This is a genomic window from Globicatella sp. HMSC072A10 (assembly GCF_001811625.1).
In the GTDB taxonomy this organism is placed as follows: Bacteria; Bacillota; Bacilli; order Lactobacillales; family Aerococcaceae; genus Globicatella; species Globicatella sanguinis.
Genome location: NZ_KV805681.1, coordinates 38,357 through 57,756, shown reverse-complemented (window position 1 = coordinate 57,756; position 19,400 = coordinate 38,357). Strand labels below are relative to the sequence as shown.

16 protein-coding genes are annotated in these 19,400 nt (G+C 37.3%); all 16 read right to left on the bottom strand.

Going from position 1 to position 19,400, the window contains the following annotated elements; genetic code table 11:
• Positions 1–183: 183 nt before the first annotated feature.
• A complete protein-coding gene (locus HMPREF2811_RS03920; protein ID WP_071408193.1) occupies positions 184–858 on the bottom strand; it encodes a redox-sensing transcriptional repressor Rex in 675 nt (224 codons plus the stop codon).
• Between the two features lie 378 nt (positions 859–1,236).
• Positions 1,237–2,958: a phospho-sugar mutase gene (locus tag HMPREF2811_RS03915; RefSeq protein WP_071408192.1), complete on the bottom strand. Its 1,722-nt coding sequence runs from the start codon at positions 2,956–2,958 to the stop codon at positions 1,237–1,239.
• 79 nt (positions 2,959–3,037) lie between these two features.
• Positions 3,038–3,682, bottom strand: coding sequence for a pyroglutamyl-peptidase I (pcp, locus tag HMPREF2811_RS03910; protein ID WP_071408191.1), 645 nt, complete (start codon positions 3,680–3,682; stop codon positions 3,038–3,040).
• Positions 3,683–3,801: 119 nt separating this feature from the next.
• Positions 3,802–4,743 carry a thioredoxin-disulfide reductase gene (gene trxB, locus HMPREF2811_RS03905; RefSeq protein WP_071408190.1) on the bottom strand — a complete coding sequence of 314 codons (942 nt, stop codon included), beginning with the start codon at positions 4,741–4,743 and terminating at the stop codon, positions 3,802–3,804.
• Positions 4,744–5,071: 328 nt separating this feature from the next.
• A complete protein-coding gene (locus HMPREF2811_RS03900) occupies positions 5,072–6,091 on the bottom strand; it encodes an NAD(P)H-dependent glycerol-3-phosphate dehydrogenase (protein ID WP_071408189.1) in 1,020 nt (339 codons plus the stop codon).
• Positions 6,092–6,103: 12 nt separating this feature from the next.
• Entirely contained in the window at positions 6,104–6,916 is an 813-nt protein-coding gene (gene lgt / locus HMPREF2811_RS03895; RefSeq protein ID WP_071408188.1) for a prolipoprotein diacylglyceryl transferase, read from the bottom strand.
• Between the two features lie 17 nt (positions 6,917–6,933).
• Positions 6,934–7,860, bottom strand: a complete 927-nt coding sequence (hprK, locus tag HMPREF2811_RS03890) for an HPr(Ser) kinase/phosphatase (protein ID WP_071408187.1) — start codon at positions 7,858–7,860, stop codon at positions 6,934–6,936.
• Between the two features lie 124 nt (positions 7,861–7,984).
• Complete coding sequence (locus tag HMPREF2811_RS03885) at positions 7,985–9,358, bottom strand: MATE family efflux transporter (protein ID WP_210386538.1); 1,374 nt, start codon at positions 9,356–9,358, stop codon at positions 7,985–7,987.
• A gap of 578 nt (positions 9,359–9,936) precedes the next feature.
• Positions 9,937–10,284, bottom strand: a complete 348-nt coding sequence (locus HMPREF2811_RS03880; RefSeq protein ID WP_066125303.1) for a PspC domain-containing protein — start codon at positions 10,282–10,284, stop codon at positions 9,937–9,939.
• A 13-nt stretch (positions 10,285–10,297) separates the two neighbouring features.
• On the bottom strand, positions 10,298–10,486 hold the full coding sequence (locus tag HMPREF2811_RS03875) for a PspC domain-containing protein (protein WP_066125301.1): 189 nt from the start codon (positions 10,484–10,486) through the stop codon (positions 10,298–10,300).
• 10 nt (positions 10,487–10,496) lie between these two features.
• Positions 10,497–11,933 (bottom strand): DUF4097 family beta strand repeat-containing protein, encoded by a 1,437-nt coding sequence (locus tag HMPREF2811_RS03870; protein WP_071408186.1) that lies wholly within the window; start codon positions 11,931–11,933, stop codon positions 10,497–10,499.
• Between the two features lie 520 nt (positions 11,934–12,453).
• A complete protein-coding gene (gene uvrA / locus HMPREF2811_RS03865; protein WP_071408185.1) occupies positions 12,454–15,279 on the bottom strand; it encodes an excinuclease ABC subunit UvrA in 2,826 nt (941 codons plus the stop codon).
• 184 nt (positions 15,280–15,463) lie between these two features.
• A complete protein-coding gene (locus tag HMPREF2811_RS11040) occupies positions 15,464–16,000 on the bottom strand; it encodes a hypothetical protein (protein ID WP_141749250.1) in 537 nt (178 codons plus the stop codon).
• A gap of 153 nt (positions 16,001–16,153) precedes the next feature.
• Positions 16,154–17,017 (bottom strand): malonate decarboxylase subunit alpha, encoded by an 864-nt coding sequence (locus HMPREF2811_RS11035; RefSeq protein ID WP_168164941.1) that lies wholly within the window; start codon positions 17,015–17,017, stop codon positions 16,154–16,156.
• Between the two features lie 219 nt (positions 17,018–17,236).
• Positions 17,237–18,208 carry an NAD(P)H-dependent flavin oxidoreductase gene (locus tag HMPREF2811_RS03855; protein ID WP_071408184.1) on the bottom strand — a complete coding sequence of 324 codons (972 nt, stop codon included), beginning with the start codon at positions 18,206–18,208 and terminating at the stop codon, positions 17,237–17,239.
• Between the two features lie 32 nt (positions 18,209–18,240).
• Entirely contained in the window at positions 18,241–19,185 is a 945-nt protein-coding gene (locus tag HMPREF2811_RS03850) for a LysR family transcriptional regulator (protein WP_071408183.1), read from the bottom strand.
• Between the last annotated feature and the right edge of the window lie 215 nt (positions 19,186–19,400).

Below are 19,400 nucleotides of genomic sequence, written 5' to 3'. Positions count from 1 at the left end.
GACGCAGTTTGAGACCACTCAACCACTACGCTTTGAATAAAATAGATATGCCTGAGCAGAATTTAAATAGTTTTCCCCCAGCCTCATTCATACCATTTGACAAAGAGCCTAAAAAAAGTAGGTAGGAAGTAGAAAATCTCAAAATTTTCCCTTCGGCTACCTACTCAACTATTATTTACCAAGTTAAAATGAGAAGTTATATGGAACATCCATATAGTCATCATCATCATTTTCAATGTTACTATCGATGAAATATAATAGCGTTTGAAGTTCTGTCGTTAAGTCAACATTTTGAATTCTGACCGATTTCGGCACATCAAATCTAAGTGGTGTAAAATTCATAATTCCTTTAATGCCTACATTAACAAGACGTTCCACTACTTTTGGTGCTACTTCCTGAGGAACAGTTAAAATGACCACTTCAATTGCTTGGGCTTCGATTTGTTCTTCTAATTCATCCATGGAATAAACTGGAACTCCAGATAATATTTTTCCAATTAAGTCTTGATTAACGTCAAATGCTGCCCCAATACGCACATTATTATTTTTTCTAAAATTATAATTTAATAAAGCATTACCTAAATGACCAACACCAATCAAACCTATTGAAGTTAAGCGATCTTGATTCAATGCCTTACTAAAGAAATCTAATAAATAATCTACATCATAGCCATAGCCACGTTTTCCTAATGCCCCAAAATAAGAAAAATCGCGTCGAATGGTTGCACTATCAACTCTCACGGCTTCACTTAATTCAGTTGATGAAATTCTCTTTTTCCCTGCATTATGTAAAAATCGTAAATAGCGATGGTAGATTGGTAATCGCTTGGCAGTCGCTCTTGGTATATCCTTGTGCATAATTTCCCCTACCTTTTCACTAATCTAATGTTATAAACTATTATAACTATGAAGATTATAGCAAAATTTCACAAAGATAGCTAGTGACTTTTACTTATTTGTATATAAAATCACAATTGTTTTCGTAAAAGGATTCATTATCTTATAAGATGATTATGGAAGCTATAGTAAGAGTATTATGAGGTCAGGCACAAACTTTAAAAATTCTCTGTGGTTTCAGCTAATTCTTATAGAGCGTAAAGGCAGTGGCCTCAACTTGTATCAAGTCCATAATATTGTGTAAAAATAACTAGCACATTTTTTATTCCATTTCTTCCCGCTCTCATAAAAAAAACTGAGTAGAAGTTACTAAATTTCTACCCAGTCTCATTAATTTTTCTATTCTCCAATTAATTCTTGAATCGCTGTTTCTAATTTTTCTGCTTTTTCTTCTACTTCAACTTTAGATCGACCGGTTGTTCCTAAATATAATTTAATTTTAGGCTCTGTACCACTTGGTCTAAACGCAACCCAACTGCCATCTGCTAAAGTATATTTTAAAGCATCAGATGATGGGTAAGCTAACTGACGTTCTTTACCATCGCTTAACTTTAATGTTCCAGCTAAATAATCAGCCGTTTTTTCGACTGCGAGTCCACCCATTTCTGAGATACCTTCTTGACGAATATTCGCCATTAATTCTTTCATTTTTGCTTGACCAGATAACCCTGGGAAAGAAAGTGAAATCGTCTTTTCATAGAAATAACCATATTTTTCATACATTTGGTTAATCGCATCTGCTAAAGTGCGACCTTCTTTCTTATGATAAGCTGTTAATTCAGCTAACACTACTAATGCTTGAATCGCGTCCTTATCACGTACAAATGGCTTGATTAAGTAACCGTAACTTTCTTCAAACCCCATTAGGAATGTATGTTCACCCGTTTCTTCGTATTGTTGAATTTTTTCTGCAATGAACTTAAATCCAGTTAATACTTCTACCATCGTTAGGCCATAGCTTTCCATAATGGCATCCGCTAAATTAGTCGACACAATCGATTTAACAGCTGCACCATTTTCAGGTAGTGCTCCTTTATGCTGTAAGGCGTTTAAAATATAGTCTAACATCAATGAAGCAATTTGGTTCCCGGTAATTAATTGATAGGTTCCGTCCGCTGTTTTTACTTTTGCTCCTAAACGATCCGCATCTGGGTCTGTCGCCAAAATAATATCAGCATCCACTTTAACCGCCAATTCTTCGGCTAAATCGAAAGCTGCATCAGATTCTGGGTTAGGTGATGCAACAGTTGAGAAATCGCCATCTGGTTTTGCTTGTGCTTCTACAACCTTAATATCTTTGAAACCGGCTTGTTCTAAAGCTTTCATCCCTAAGTATAAACCTGTTCCATGTAATGGTGTATAAACAATATTGACTTGGTCAGCCATTTCATTGACTAATTCTTGATTAATGGTCACAGCTTTCATTTCTTCTAAATAAGCTTGATCCACAAGATCGCCAATAATCTCAATAATTCCTGAACCTAACAATTCAGTTTTATTACCGACTTCAACCGTTAATGGATTCTCAATCGCACGTACATATTTCGTTAAATTGTCTGCATCTTCCGGTGGCATTTGTCCACCATCCGCGCCATATACCTTGTAACCATTATACTCTGCTGGGTTATGACTGGCTGTAATCATGATACCAGCGAAGGCATTTAAATGTCTCACAGCAAATGAAAGAACCGGTGTCGGTCTTAAACTTTCATACACATAACTCTTAATCCCTTGTTTCCCTAAAACAAGAGCGGCTTCCATTGCAAATTCTGGAGAAAAATGTCGTGAATCATAAGCGATAGCGACACCACGTCTTTTCGCTTCCTCACCATTTTCAATGATTAATTGCGCTAATCCTGCTGTCGCTTGACGAACTGTGTAAAGGTTCATACGGTTAGGTCCTGCACCTAATACACCACGCATACCAGCCGTTCCAAAACTTAAACTAGTTGAGAATGCATCTTCTAAGGTTGCTTCATCCACACTTTCGATTTCTGATCGAAGTGCTTCATCTAAACCATCAAATTTTTTCCACGTTTCCAACGTATTATGCCATGACATACGTTATCACTCCTCTCGTATCGCTTTCAGTATACCATGATTTTCAAAAAACTACTATAAAAATTTATAATAGTGCTTGTTAGACTTCTGTTCCTCCAGTAATTTTGAGGTCATGCTGATTTTTAATAATCGTTGCTAAGGTGATTTCAATCGCTTTTACTATCTGATCCAATGCCATCGAAGGCTGATTTGGTTGGTCTACGACTTGACTAGGCAAATAGGGAATATGCATAAATCCACCAATAACATTCGCTTTTCGAGCCGCTAATATATCTAATAAGTAATACATTAAATGATTGCAGACAAAGGTCCCTGCTGAATTAGAAACAATAGCTGGAATTTGATGTTGTTTTAGCGCTTGAACGATACGCTTGATGGGTAATGTGGTAAAGTAAGCAGGTGCGCCTTGGGGATTAATCACTTCATCAATCGGTTGGTTGCCTTCATTATCCGGTATGCGGGCATCATCCATGTTAATGGCAACTCTTTCTAAAGAAATTGCTGAACGTCCTCCGGCTTGTCCTACTAAGAGCACCGCGTCCGGTTGTTCTTTCAGCAAATAATCTTGTAATAAGCGACCACTTTTATGAAATACGGTTGGTATTTCATATGTTAAAATTTGAGTATCATTAATCAGCGTTGGCAATCGTTTAATCGCCTCTAGTGCTGGATTAATCTGTTCGCCACCAAATGGATCAAACCCCGTTACCAGTATTTTTTTCATTATACTTTCTCTCCTTAACAAAGAAAAGAGTGTTGTAATGATTAAAATAGAAAATGAAAATCTTAGTTTCCACTGCTATTATTAATCATTGCTACACTCCCTCTTATCGCATTATTTGCTTAATCTTTTAAACTCATTAAATATTGATAAGCCATGTGTCCAGCTTGACTACCATCGCCAACGGCAGTCGCAATTTGGCGTAAGTTGGTGTGACGTACATCGCCAACAGCAAACAAACCTGGTACGCTTGTTTCCATTTGATTATTGGTCACAATCCATCCCTCTTCGTTAGTAACATTCAATTCTTTTACAGTATCTGAGTTTGGAATTAATCCAACATACACAAATACGCCATCGGCTTCTATTGTACTGGTTTCATCGGTTTTTACATTGCGGACTTTTACACCTTCCACATTATTTTCACCGATAATCTCCTCAACTACAGTATCCCAAACGAAATTCACTTTTTCATTTGCAAAAGCTCTATTTTGCAATACTTTTTGCGCACGCAACTCATCTCGACGATGAATAATCGTTACTTTGTCAGCAAACTGTGTTAAATAAGTTCCCTCTTCGACAGCAGAATCACCGCCTCCTACGACGATAACATGACGATTTCTAAAGAAGAAGCCATCACAGACCGCGCAATAAGAAACACCTTTACCCGCTAACAGTTCTTCACCTGGCACACCAAGTTTTCGATGATTAGCTCCCGTCGCAACAATGACGACTGGCGCTTGGTAGATTGTTTTGCTGGTGTGAATATTTTTCGTTAATGCTTCGACTTCTATTTTTTCCACATCGCCATAAACATGCTCTGCCCCGAAAGCCATGGCACTTTCAAAAATATGGTTCGCCAATTCAGGTCCACTAATTAATTTAAATCCAGGATAGTTTTCAACATCGGCAGTATTGTTTATTTCGCCACCTGGCATTCCTTTTTCAATAATAATCGTTTTTAAATTTGCTCTTGAAGCATACAATGCGGCCGTTAGTCCTCCTGGACCAGCTCCGACAATGATGACATCAGCCTGAACAATCTCTTTATCTACAGTTGTCATTCGTTTCACACTTTCTATTTTGATTTCTTATCCATCTTACCACGAGTATTAACTTTTGAATATTTTTTTGCTTGATTGAAAACTAACAAAAAAGAGTAGGCTAGACGTAGAAAATTCAATGAATTTCACTTTGCTAGCCCACCCCGTACAATTTCGCCATAAAAACCTATTTTATAATCTTCACTTTGATAAGCATCGAATTGCAATCCAGTTAGAATAGAATTCACTCGAATTACTACGCGTTTTCCGCTTAACCTTTTGTTTGTGTTTTCGCAGCATTTTATTCAGTCATAAGTTCCAAACTTGAACTAGATGGTAATCAGTTCACTTAATCTTGACTGATTGCTTCTTGTTTACCTTCGCGTAACATTAATCCTTCGACTGCCTCGCGTACTGGAACTCTCTGATACAAGGCTGAATAAATAGCATTGGTAATGGGCATTTCCACTTGCTCTTCTTTAGCTAAATCATAGGCCACCGCTGTCGTCGTGATCCCCTCTACTACCATATCAATTTCTTGAGCGACCTCTTCTTTAGTCAGACCTTGAGCTAATAGATTTCCTGCTTGCCAGTTGCGAGAATGAGGACTCGTACAAGTAACCACTAAATCACCAACACCACTTAATCCTAAAAAGGTCAATGGGTCCGCCCCCAGTTTAACTCCTAAGCGGGTAATTTCAGCCAACCCACGAGTCACCAGTCCTGCTTTAGCATTATCGCCATAACCTAAGCCCACTAAAATCCCTGCTCCTAAGGCAATGATATTTTTTAAAGCCGCACCGAGTTCGACACCCAATACATCTTGATTCGTATACACTCTAAAATACTGGTTCATAAAGAGGGCTTGGACTTTTTGGGCCACCTTAAGATTCTCGCTAGCAGCCGTCACCGTTGTTAAATCTCGACGCGCGACTTCTTCGGCATGACTCGGTCCAGAAAGAACCACTGGTTCTGGGTAACCTTGTCCTTTTAACACTTCTTCAATGACTTGAGTCATTCGTAAATGAGTGTGAGGTTCCAATCCTTTAGTAGCATGAATGATGAGTGGTTTTGTTGATTGATCTTGAAGGACAGCTTCGATTCGTTGAACGATTTCTCTCATTGCATGTGTTGGAATCACAATTAAAATAGCTTCAGCACGTTGGACAGCAGCTTCAAAATCATCGGTCGCTACTAATGTCGTTGGTAAATGAGTCTTTTTTAAATAACGTTTATTAGTATGATCTTGATTAATTTCCTCGACGACCCGTTGGTCTCGTCCCCAAATTAATACTTCTTGATTGTTTTCTGCAAGAACTTTAGCTAAAGCCGTTCCCCAAGAACCCGTTCCTAAAACTGTTACTTTCACGATAAAAACCTCCTAATATCGGTTGTCAGTATAATCCGATACCAACAAATCTTTTCTTCGCCATATAATCAAGACAATCGATAAGATGACAAACACGCCCGCTAACCATTGAGAAACACGCAATGGTCCTAAATAGAGACTGTCTGTACGCATCCCTTCGATTACCATCCGTCCTAGACCATACCACAATAAATACCCTGCTGCGACTTCGCCATCTTTTAAAAGACCTGGAATTCGTCTCAAAATAATTAAAATGATCAATCCGAGAAAATTCCATACCGATTCGTATAAAAAGGTTGGATGGTGATAAGCACCGTTAATATGCATTTGTTCAATTAACCATTTAGGTAAACGTAATGTCTCTAAAAAATCACGAGAAACTTCATAACCGTAAGCTTCTTGGTTCATAAAGTTTCCCCAACGACCAATGACTTGTGACAATAAGACACCAGGAGCGGCAACGTCTAGTGTCGTAATGAATGGCAATTGATATTTCTTCGTTAACCAATAGATTGTCAGAATACCAGCAAGCACTCCTCCATAAATCGCAATGCCACCTTCCCAGATACTAAAAATATGGGTTGGATTCGCTAAGTAAAAATCTAATCGAAAGAGCACATAATAAATTCTCGCACCAATAAACCCGATGATAATTGTCCAAAAAATTAAATCTGACATTTTTTCACCATCAAGTTGTTTTTTTCGCGCCTCGGCACCAATTAATAGATAAGCTAAAAGAATACCTAATCCAATAATGATGCCATACCAATGAACTGGCCAACCAAATAATTCAAAAGCGATAGGCGACAATTGTCCTAATATCATCCGTTGATCAAAACTCCTTATTGGTTATTTTTGCGAATCAATTCATCTAATTTACGATTAAATGCTTCCGTAGCATTATAACCTAATGAATTCGCACGGAAATTCATGGCAGCTGATTCAATGATAGCCGCTAAGTTACGACCCGTTTTAACTGGGATACGTACTTTTGGTACTAATACATCAAAAATCTGCTCCGTTTCTCGTTTAGAACCTAAACGATCATATTCTACGGTACCATCATCTAACACTAAGTCGATAATTAATTCCAATCGTTTAGAACGACGAATGGCTGAAACACCATATAAATTCATGACATCAATAATTCCTAATCCACGAATCTCTAATAGATTTTCTAAAATTTCTGGTGCTTCACCGACAAGCGTTAATTCATCAATCATAAATAATTCAACACGATCATCAGCGATTAAACGATGGCCTCTTTGTACCAGTTCTAAGGCTGTTTCGGATTTACCTACACCACTTGAACCGACTAACATAACCCCCATCCCAAACACTTCTACAAAAACCCCATGCTTTGATAAACGTTCAGCTAATTGTCCTTCTAAAAAATTAGTTAAATTAGCATGTACACGTCCTGTTTTGGATGGCGCTCCTAAAATAGGCATTCCCACTCGGGTTGCTACCGGGATGATTTCTTCCGGAACCTTTTCCATATGAGTGAAAATAACTGCCGGTGTGTTCGGCTGAATCATTCTTTCAAATATTTCGACACGTTCTTCAGATGATTTGGAATTTAAAAAACGGGACTCTGTACGACCAATTAATTGAATTCTATCTGCATGATAAAATTCTGAATAACCTGATAAGATTAAACCCGGTCTTGATACTTCACTAATCGTTACTTCACGTTCACCAAATTCTTCTCCAAAAATAAAATTTACATTTAATGTTTCTACAATTTCATTAACCGTCACTGAATTCATGGCGGGACCTCCAACGTTTATTATTTAATTTGATGGTATCATAATTACCTTGATTTCGCTACACATTTATCATCTTAGTGTTAAGCATAATGATAATTTTAACTCACTGATTTAACACTCAGTTTTAAATGACATTAAAGTTTTTCCATTTACCACTTCGATAGCGCAATTCTATAAAAACAGCTCTGAATATCCAATCAAAGCACATCGCAAAAGTAACCCCGATTACTCCCCATTGTAACCAAATACCTAATATAATTGAGAACACGACCCTTACGACAAAAGTAGCTAAAATAGAAACGTACATCGCATATTTTACGTCCCCCGCAGCCCTTAACCCACTTGATAAAGCAAATGCCGAAGGATGCATCAAAAAGTTAAAGAAATTATGAATCAAACATAAAACAATAACTAAACGAGTCGTTTCCGGCGATAGACTATAAAAAGTTAAAATAAAGGGAATCATCACTGTAAAGATAGCATTCCAAATAAAACATCCTACATAAGCAATACGACTTAATTTTTTGAAATAATAATCAGCTGCTTGATAATCACCGACACCAATACATTGACCAATAACGGTTATAAAAGCGGGTCCCATCGATAAAGAAAATAAAGCAGATACCGACCAAAAACTTTGCCCAATACCATTAGCAGCTATTTGAACCGTGCCAAACATCGCGACGATACTCGACAAAGCGATTTTGGACAGATTCAATAATCCTTGTTCTACACCATTTGGTACGGCAATGTGAACAATCCGTTTAACCATTGCTGGATCATATTTAAAAATATCTGAAAACTGATAAAAGACAACACGATCTTTTTTGCTACAGACATATAACATAATAGCAGTCGCTATCACCCGTGACACTAATGAAGGAATCGCCACCCCGGCTACCCCGGCATGAAAAACAAAAATTCCTAAATAATTGCCTGCAACATTCAAAATATTCATGATTATGGAAACACGCATCGTTGTTTTAGTGTCGGACATACTTCTTAAAATAGAAGAACAAGCGTTATAAACCGCAATGGCTGGCAATGATAAGGTCGTGATAAAAAGATAGATTAAACAGGCCGACATCACATAAGCTTCTACTCGGCCGAATAATCCCCTTAAGATTGGTTCATCAAAAGCTAAAATTATGATGGCCACACCAATCGATATCGCTAATGACAACATGATTAACTGACTTGCAGACAACACTGCATTCCTTTTTTCTTGGCGTCCGATATATTGACTAATCACAACCGCACCACCGGCTGCTAAGGCCGCAAAGACAGATAAAAAGACGGCGTTAATTTGGTTAACAAGAGCAACTCCTGAAACAGCAGCTTCACCTGCATAAGAGACCATCAATGTATCCACTAAGCCTACTACTAACATTAAGAATTGCTCAATTAAAATAGGGATTGGGAGTGGACCAGAAGTAGAAAATTGAATGATTTTCGCTTCGTCTGTCCACCCCCGCACAGTTGAGTAGGTCTTAAACAAGTCTTTCCCCGCACAGTTGAGTTGGTCTCAAACAAGTCCTTAAGACGCCATTTGAGGCCACTTCAACCACTGCGCTATTAATTAATGAACAATAATCTTTACTAAATTTATAAAGTTTATGCCCAGCCTCTAGTAAATATTTTTTGTTGTTCCTCGATTGTAAAGTTCTTCGGTTCAATTAATTTTGCTAGCATAAGATTAAGGATGTCCTCTCATTTTTTACGTCTATTTCATATAAAATTATAGCTTAACAACTAGGAACTGAGCAAAAATATCATTTAGCTTACGCCTACACCTTCTTGGTAGCTGATTAATCCATAACCCAAGATTAGAAACTTTTTTTACATTCATCGTACAAATTGAAAAAAGAATTTCCTCTCTCGCTCTTATTGTCATTTTACGTTCGGAAGATTGTTAATTTTTCTCACAAAAAACCGCTCCGGTCTCCTTTGATAAGGTCCTAAAGCGGTAGCTTTTATTAAGCAAACATCAGCATTTTCTTAATATTTCCGCTATCCAATTTATTTCAAGAGGAAATTTAATTTTAGATACTGACATCTGTTATATTGTTAAATTTACTAAAAATCACTCCACACATCTTCATCGACTGGTGTCACATCTTTTGGTTGATTGCCTTGTGGTCGTTGTGAAAAACTTGCTGAATTTGAGCGTTCTCGACGGTTCCGATAAACATAACCATCATTTGTTCTTGTTTGATTGAATGGTCGTGAACTAGCGTTTACTTGATAATCATATGGTAAAATAAACGCTAAAATCATATAAGGCATAAAACCTACACCAAAAACAAAGAACGCAATACCGAAAATTAATCTAACTGCTGTTACATCAATATTAAAGTATTCTGCTAATCCACCACATACACCCATTATTTGTTTATTAGTAGATGATTTATATAATCGTTTCATTTTTCTTTCACCCCTATTTGCGATTGCTAAAAGTAATAATTGCCCATAATATGAAGTAAATACCTAAACCTGTTCCACGGTAAAAGAATACCGCTGCAAAAATTAAGCGAATCCAGGTTGGGTCAACTTCAAAATAGTTTCCTAAACCACCACATACACCTAATAAGATGCGGTCGCTTTGAGATAATTGTAATTTTTTCATTAAAACCCTCCTAGTCCTTTAAATAAATATTACCGCTTGTAGAAGCAATCGTTAACTTAATCAAATCATGTTCACCATCAACTTGGCGGCCGATATGGCTTCCAGTCTGATTAACATTGTTTAATCGGTGATGAACTTCACCATAAGTAGATTCAGCCTCAATTTCTAGATTAGTCATTTGAGGAACTGCTATTTTAATATCACCAGATAATGTTTTAGCATTAATAATAGAGCCCTCACTATTTGTTTTGGTAATCACGATATCGCCATTGACTGCATCAACTTTTAAGTTACCTACTTGATCTACATAGCGTAAATTTCCATTTAAAACATGATAATCGATGTCATTAATTTCAGAAGCTTTAATTTTAAAGTCTCCATTATAACCGTCATATACTAATAGGTCAGCGGTAATATTGGCTACTTCATTATCTCCGTTTTTTGATGATAATTTAACTTCTTTGGCTTTTAGGTCTTTTAAATCGACATCGCCATTAATGGTATCAATGAATAATTCTGAAAATACTTTTGCTGGAACTTTCACCAGTGTTTCTACCGCAACACGTGGGTTCATCATATTGATAATTAATTTATCCGTTGCGCCGTCAATGGTACTTAATGATTCGAAGGCTGCGATATTATCTAATTCTTCTTTACCATATAAAATAATATCAAGGTCAACAATAATATTATCTTGTGGGTGGGTTTCAACTTTAATATTTCCATTTAAAATTTTAACTTCTATCTTATCAATATCTGTTGCATCAAATTGATATTGGTGTTCAAATTTTTGTGATTTCACCCACGGCACACTCACATTAAAATCTTTCATATCAAAGTTTGAAGTCCAATCTTTGACATAGCTCATAATCGTTTTTTGTAAGTTTTTCCCTTCTTTTTTGGCTTCTTCACCAAAATTTTTGGCTGCTTTGGTGACTTGTTCAGTCGTATCTTCTACCATTTTTTTAATTTGCGATTGAGTGTTTTGTCTCATTTCTTGACGTTTGATATCAATTTCGATAGACAACTCTTCAATTTCCGCTTCTAAATGATCTATTTTCGCCATCAAATTCGCTTGTTGCGTTTTCATGTCCTCTGTTAAATCATCTAATTCAGCAAAAATTTCTATTTCTCTTAAACGTTGTTTCGCAATCACTAATGCTTCTTGTTTCTTAGCTAATTCTTCACTGGCTTGTTCAAATTTTTCTTGGATGACTTGTTGTGCTTGTTCTTCTTGCTCGTCTGTTGCTGGCGTTTGTGTTAATTGAGATGCTTCGACTTTTTCTTCAATATCTTTTTGTGCATTTTTATATTCTTCAATGAATTCATTACTTGTTACCTGAGCTTGATGATCATTTTTAGCGGCTGCTTCTAATAACTGCAAAGCTTCGTCCATTGAAATAACATTATTTTTAACTAATTCAATAATTCTTTCTTTTTCTGTCATTTTTAATTCCTCCTATGGATATATCTGGCATTATTCTTACCCTACAACTATATTATGCCAACTATTAACCTGAAATGCATAGGTCCCTAGACTGATTCTTTACTTTTTCCTAAAAAAAGTAGGCTAACAGTCAAAATCTGATGGATTCTAACTGCTTCTGCCTACTCTATGCAATGATGTAACGATATAATAGGGGATTGGGCCAGAAGTAAAAAATGAATGATTGTCACTTCGTCTACTTTCCCGCACAGTTGGGGTGGATATGATATAGAAAAATGAATCCTTTCACTTCGTCTACCTCCCCTCATACTTGAGATTGGAAATGCTGTAGACAGTCACTTTACCCGGATACCTAACACAATAGTCCACAAACTAAGGAATTAAGACTCCGTTGCAGTCCCTACCGCTCATCCACTGCGCTTGAAATAAAACCAATTTAACCACGCGTTCTTATTAAGTTTTGGTCCAGCTTTAAAAAGTGAGATTATTGAGTTGCTAACCAACTAAGAATATTATTTTATTAGTTTAAAATTTTTTTCAAATATTGGCCAGTATAGCTACCTTTAACTTCTGCCACTTCTTCCGGAGTCCCGGTTGCAACTACTTGACCACCGCCAACGCCACCTTCCGGCCCCATATCAATGATATAATCTGCTGTCTTAATCACATCTAAATTATGTTCAATGATAACCGCTGTATTGCCCGCTTCAACTAAGCGCTCAATGACTGCCAACAACTTCTTAATATCATGTGGATGCAATCCAGTTGTCGGTTCATCTAAAATATAGAAGGTATTACCAGTGGAAACACGTTGTAATTCTGACGCCAATTTCATCCGTTGAGCCTCTCCACCTGATAAGGTGGTAGCCGATTGACCCAATGTGACATAGCCTAAACCGACATCTAACAAGGTTTGTAATTTACGAGCAATCTTTGGCTGTGCTTGGAAAAAATCAACTGCGTCTTCTACTGTCATTTCTAAAACATCGCTAATGTTTTTACCTTTAAATTTAATTTCCAATGTTTCTGAATTATAACGTTTACCATGGCAGACTTCACATGGCACATAAACATCGGGTAAGAAGTGCATTTCAATTTTATTAATACCGCCACCCGAACATGCTTCGCAACGGCCACCTTTCACATTGAAACTAAAACGTCCTTTATTATAGCCATGTAATTTCGCATCATTCGTTTGAGCAAATAATTCACGAATATCATCAAAAACACCTGTATAAGTTGCTGGGTTTGAACGCGGTGTGCGCCCAATTGGACTTTGGTCAATATCAATCATCTTATCGAGTCCTTCATATCCCTCGATCGAACTAAACTTACCTGGACGTTCTTTGGTACTAGTTAATAACTGTGCTAAGGCTGTCTTTAAAACAGCATTCACTAAACTACTTTTTCCTGAACCGGATACACCGGTCACACAAGTCAAGCGACCAATCGGAAAGCTCACATCGATATTGTTAAGGTTATTATGTTCAGCTCCTTTAACCGTTACCCAACCTTTATCTTCTTGTCTACGCTCTTTGGGGATGTCAATTTTTTCCTTCCCTGATAAATACTTTCCTGTTAAAGAATTTGGATTCGCCATGACTTCTTTTGGTGTCCCAGCCGCCACTACTTCGCCACCTCTAGCACCTGCACCAGGTCCCATATCAATTAAATAATCAGCCTCTAACATCGTTTCATCATCATGTTCAACGACCACGAGTGTATTACCTAAATCACGCATTTTATGTAATGAGTCAATTAAGCGAGCATTATCACGTTGATGTAAACCAATCGAGGGTTCATCTAAAATGTATAAGACGCCACTTAAATTTGATCCTATTTGGGTTGCTAAACGAATCCGTTGCGCTTCCCCACCAGATAATGACCCTGCGACTCGATCTAAAGTTAAATATTCTAGTCCTACACTATTTAAGAAGCTTAAACGGTCACTAATTTCTTTAATGATGGGTTTAGCAATCATCTCTTTAGCAGTGTCAAATGTTAACTGTTCAACATAATCCGCTGCATCATGAATGGATAAATTGGTAAACTCTGCGATGTTTTTATCGCCAACATAGACTGATAAAGCTTCCGGATTGAGACGTTGCCCCTTACAAACAGGGCATGCTAACTCATGCATATATTGCGCCATAACGTCCCGTGTATAATCTGAACTTGTTTCTTGATAACGACGCTCAACATTATTCACAACCCCTTCAAAAACCGTATCACTGGTTCGTTTTTTGCCACCACCCATCATTGGGGTATAGGTGAATTTAAAGGTCGTATTAGGAGCACCGTACTTCAAAACTTGCTGATGTTCAGCTGATAAATCCTTGTATGGCACATCAATCGGAATGCCATAACTTTTAGCAAATTGCTCGAGCATCGATGGATAATAATTAGAACTAATCGGATTCCATGGAGCAAAAGCTCCTTCTTCCAAGGTTAAATTTGGATCGGGTACGATTAAACTCTCATCCGCAGTTAAGCGTGAACCTAATCCATCACATGAAGGGCAGGCTCCAAATGGTGCATTGAACGAGAATAAACGTGGCTCTAACTCAGAAACCGAAAAATCACAGTGTGGACAAGCATAGTGTTCGTTGAAATAGATTGGCTCTTCTCCTATGACATCCACTTCTAAATAGCCTCCTGAATAGCGTAAAGCTGTTTCTACAGAATCGAATAGACGTGAACGAATATCTTCTTTGATCACAATACGGTCAATTACCAAATCAATCGAATGTTTTAAGTTCTTCGATAGTTCTGGAACTTCTGTAACATCATATATTTCGCCATCAACTCTAATGCGCACGAAACCATCTTTAATGATTTTTTCAATTACTTTCTTATGTTGTCCTTTTTGATTACGGACCACTGGACTCATAAGCTGAATTCGTGTTCTCTCTGGTAATTCTAAAATACGATCGACCATTTGTTCAGGTGATTGTCTTTCGATTGGAATATGGTGTGTTGGACAATACGGCGTTCCTACTCTTGCATAAAGCAGACGTAAGTAGTCATTGATTTCCGTCGCTGTTCCGACCGTCGAACGTGGATTATGACTGGTGGTTTTTTGATCAATGGAGATTGCAGGACTTAATCCTTCAATGGAATCGACATCCGGCTTATCCATCCCACCTAAAAATTGACGTGCGTAGGCAGATAAACTCTCAACATATCGTCTTTGCCCTTCAGCATATAAAGTATCAAAGGCTAACGAACTTTTCCCAGATCCTGATAAGCCCGTTACCACGACTAATTTATCACGTGGTATTTCAAGGTTAATATTTTTTAAATTATGTGAACGAGCACCTTTTACTATTATTTTATCGTTTGCCACTTAAGCGGCTCCTCTCTATTTGGATTCTTCTCTATTATATCACTAACAGTCTCGATTTTCTCATTTGATGCTATTCATTGCTTCTGCTTTATTTTTTTACAATAAAAAAAGCGCAAGTTAATGTATGGAAGCTTTGCTTAAACGAAGCCTCCATACACCTTCTTGCACTCATCATCACGCAACTTTACTCTAAAGTTAATTGCCAATCTTCAGCAAATAAAGCCGGATCCATTATTTTTAAATGTTCAGATACTTTAATCGGCCAAGGTATTAAATCTAGTATGTCGCCTTGAATATCGATTCCCTCAGCTATTTCCATTAAAACAAATTGCCCATGATTATCAATTTCAAACACCGCTCGTTCTGTAATCAGGATGATTTGCTTACCGAGAGACTTCATATAATGACTAGAAAAATTGGACAATGGTAAAGATTCAACAAATTTCGTAGCATAACCTTCTTTTTGAATGACCAGTTGCTGATTTTCAATCGTCAATTCTGCTTTTACTGTGAAAGAGCCGACAAAAACTATTTTATCAGCACCTTGCACGATATCTAACATGCCACCCGGACCATTTAACGTTCCATTTAAATAAGTTGAATTCATTTCCCCTTTTTTATTAAATTGACCGAAGCCTAATACCGTCGTATCAATACCGCCACCGTGGTAATACTCAAATAAAGATTGACTAGGGATAATCGCTTCGGCATTGTAATTCATTCCGAAGTCTAACCCTGGTACCGGCATACCGCCAATTGAGCCTAAATCAACACTTAAATGAATCTGATCAATTAAATGAGATTCTGAAATTATTTGACCAATATTAGCTGCTAACCCTACACCGACGTTGACAAAACTCCCTTTGGCTAATTCTTAGCTCGCTCTTCTTAAAATAACTTTACTCGGAGATAGTGGTAAATGTTCATACTCCGATAACGGAATTCTTATTTCATTAGAAATGGCCGGATTGTATTGCGTTAGGACCGTTTGCATATGATACTTTTTATCTGCTACCACCACATAATCAACGAGCGCACCTGGTACCACCACTTCTTTAGCGGGAATCGAGTAGTCTTCAACTACCTGTTCCACTTGCGCAATCACAATGCCCCCCTTATTTTTAACAGCCGAAGCTATCGACAAGGCTTCTAAAACAAAAGGCTCACGTTTCAATGATAAATTTCCCCGAGTATCAGCATAAGACGCTTTAATAAAAGCGACATTAATGGGTAATGGTTGATAATGCAACCAACGTTCATCATTAAAATAGATTTCTTTGACCACATCCTCTTGTTGACGGGTTTTTTCGTTGAATTTTCCTCCTAAATATTTTGGATCAATAAAAGTTTCAGTTCCTACTTGACTAAATACGCCTACTCCACCACGCGCAGCATCACGGTAGAGTTGTCCAATAATCCCCTGAGGCAAGTAATACATTTCAATCTCATTGTTTAAAACTGCTTCAATCGTGTTAGCTGAATAATATAAATAAGAGGTCGTCGCTCGTTTTAATAAGTTTGGATATAAAATATGATCGAGGCCTCTGCCAGGTCCGATACCAATCCCTCCGGTCGTAATAAAAGACAAATTCCGTGGACTTTGATATTTTTGATAATATTCACCCAAACCCTTCAGTAATTGCTCTGGCAAACCGCCCATCCCTAATGAGGTCGTCGCTATATAAGCATAGTCCGGAATATGTTTCATTACTTCAATATAATGGCTAACTTTTGACATAATCTCCCCCCTAAAAAACAAACCTCTTATCATACATACCAAATTTAGTACGGATAACAAGAGGAGTGTCGTATTGTATTGATTAGATTTAATGTTTCGATGCCAATCATCCAAAAATTTGTGTGTTCAGATACATCAATAATCATTACATCTTATTTTTATCTTAAAAGGAATTGCAGTGATGACAAGTTCAAAGATATCCACTCTCAATTTAACTGGTTATTTTTTTACTAACTCAGTCATATATTCATGTGTCTTATAGAAATCTTCCATAACCTCTTTAACAATCTCCCCTGCTGGTTTAATTTCGCGCACACGGCCAATCCCTTGTCCAACCGATAATTGCGCATCATCAAACCGACCTTCCATCATCGCAATATTGGATGCTTTGCCAGAAATCAGGGGCATCAATTCTTTAATCGTTGCGCCATTTCGTTCTGCTTCAAGAATACGTTCCGCTTGTTTGTTTCTAACCACACGCATCGCATTTTTTAAAGATTTCATCGTTAAAATGGTTGCTGTTTCAGGTAATGTAATGGCTAATTCCTTATACTCTCTTGGTGCTACCACTTCCTCTGATGCTAAGAAACGCGTAGCCATTAGGACGCCGTCGACACCTAAGGACATCGCCGCATACATACTTTTACCATCCACAATACCACCAGCAGCTAAAACCGGTACAGTTAACTCTTCAGCTGCTTTAGCCCATAAGATGGAGCCAGCTACTTGGTCTAGCCCCGGGTGCCCTCCACCTTCAGTACCAATCACAGTAATGATATCCGCACCGTCTGCTTGAGCTGTTAAAGCATGCTTAATCGACGTGACCTTATGAATTATCGGAATACCTGCTTCTTTAATCGGTTTAATGAAGTTACCAGGTCTTTGTCCTGAAGTTTCAATCACTGGAACTTTTTCTTCAATTAAGATATTAATATATTCCAAAATCACTTCTGGAATCACTACTTCCGGTACCAGTGAAATATTAAATCCAAATGGTTTATCCGTTAATGAACGAACTTTTCTAATTTCTTTGCGTAATTCGTCTCCATTAGGAAAAGCCATCGCTGGAACTAATCCTAAACCACCAGCATTGGATACTGCCGCTGCTAATTCAGCTAAAGACATATATTGCATTGAGCCTTGAACAATCGGGTATTCAATGCCCAATATTTCAGTTAATCTCGTTTTCATCGTTTTACCTCCTACCTTTAACGAAAATATCTCTAGTCCTCATTATCTAAAAAATTGTATTTTAACATATTTTTTTCATCATAAAAATTTTCCAAGACATTTTCAAAAACAAATGATTCGACAGAAGTATAACGCTCTTTACGAGGTCTCACTAACATCGGAATATAAGGTATTGGATTATTAAATCTTTTCTCTATTACACCGATATGGTTTAGGCGCTTCTTAAACATTCCAAAGTAGGCTGTCGGTAAGATTGCAATAATCTCACTATTAACGGCACATTCAATCATGTAATCCCATGAACCAGAAGTAAAAAGTAAGTTCTTCTTAGCTGTTTCATTCACTTTACTTGCGATACTATGATTCAATGTATATTTATCGGTGTAAGTGATATAAGGAAATGCCTCTAAATCAGACCATGATAAAATCCGTTTTTCAGCCAATGGATGTTTAGGATCCATAAAAGCTACCGCTTCTGTTCGCATCAATTGATACTGTTCAAAATTCTCTTCGTTTAAGCCGGTTGGGTGAGTCAAGATAGCTATATCCAATACCTCATCCAATAACATTTGTCTTAATTCTAAACTGCCTGCTTCAATAATTTCGACATATGCTTTAGGGTTTTCAATCATAAATTTTGGTAGAAATTTTGTAAAGAACAATCTTAAAAATGTTGGATGTCCGCCTAATTTAATTAACCCTTTTTTGATTTGAGATTCGCGTTCAATCACATTCTCTAAATTTTGATAGACATCGACGATTTCAACAGCTTTTGCATAGACATTCTTACCTGCACTACTCAGGCCAACTATGCGGCCGTTTTTCCGTTGAAATAAATCAAAACCTTGTTGTTGTTCAAACTTTTTAATAAATTGACTTAGAGCGGACTGTGAAATAAATAATGATTGCGCCGCTGCTGTCAAATTAAAATCTCGGTTTACTATTTCAAGTAAATATTTTAAATGAATAATATCCATCCTTAGGCTCCTTAATTGTTTTCTTTAAGTATACCACCTAAGTCAGCACATTCTCTATGGGAGTGGGCAAGAAGTAGAAAATTAAATGATTTTCGCTTCGTCTGTCCACCCCCGCACAGTTGGAAGTTGACCAAAAGTAGAAAATCAAGTGATTTTCGCTTTGTCTGTCCACCCCCGCACAGCTGAGTAGGTCTCAAACAAGTCTTTAAGACGCA

Excerpts from the sequence above, each read along its gene's own strand:
- HMPREF2811_RS03920 (WP_071408193.1), bottom strand. The coding sequence starts at position 858 with ATGCACAAGGATATACCAAGAGCGACTGCCAAGCGATTACCAATCTAC.
- HMPREF2811_RS03915 (WP_071408192.1), bottom strand. The coding sequence starts at position 2,958 with ATGTCATGGCATAATACGTTGGAAACGTGGAAAAAATTTGATGGTTTA.
- pcp (WP_071408191.1), bottom strand. The coding sequence starts at position 3,682 with ATGAAAAAAATACTGGTAACGGGGTTTGATCCATTTGGTGGCGAACAG.
- trxB (WP_071408190.1), bottom strand. The coding sequence starts at position 4,743 with ATGACAACTGTAGATAAAGAGATTGTTCAGGCTGATGTCATCATTGTC.
- lgt (WP_071408188.1), bottom strand. The coding sequence starts at position 6,916 with ATGATATTAGGACAATTGTCGCCTATCGCTTTTGAATTATTTGGTTGG.
- hprK (WP_071408187.1), bottom strand. The coding sequence starts at position 7,860 with ATGAATTCAGTGACGGTTAATGAAATTGTAGAAACATTAAATGTAAAT.
- HMPREF2811_RS03880 (WP_066125303.1), bottom strand. The coding sequence starts at position 10,284 with ATGAAACGATTATATAAATCATCTACTAATAAACAAATAATGGGTGTA.
- HMPREF2811_RS03875 (WP_066125301.1), bottom strand. The coding sequence starts at position 10,486 with ATGAAAAAATTACAATTATCTCAAAGCGACCGCATCTTATTAGGTGTA.
- HMPREF2811_RS03870 (WP_071408186.1), bottom strand. The coding sequence starts at position 11,933 with ATGACAGAAAAAGAAAGAATTATTGAATTAGTTAAAAATAATGTTATT.
- HMPREF2811_RS11040 (WP_141749250.1), bottom strand. The coding sequence starts at position 16,000 with ATGAATTACAATGCCGAAGCGATTATCCCTAGTCAATCTTTATTTGAG.
- HMPREF2811_RS11035 (WP_168164941.1), bottom strand. The coding sequence starts at position 17,017 with ATGTCAAAAGTTAGCCATTATATTGAAGTAATGAAACATATTCCGGAC.
- HMPREF2811_RS03855 (WP_071408184.1), bottom strand. The coding sequence starts at position 18,208 with ATGAAAACGAGATTAACTGAAATATTGGGCATTGAATACCCGATTGTT.
- HMPREF2811_RS03850 (WP_071408183.1), bottom strand. The coding sequence starts at position 19,185 with ATGGATATTATTCATTTAAAATATTTACTTGAAATAGTAAACCGAGAT.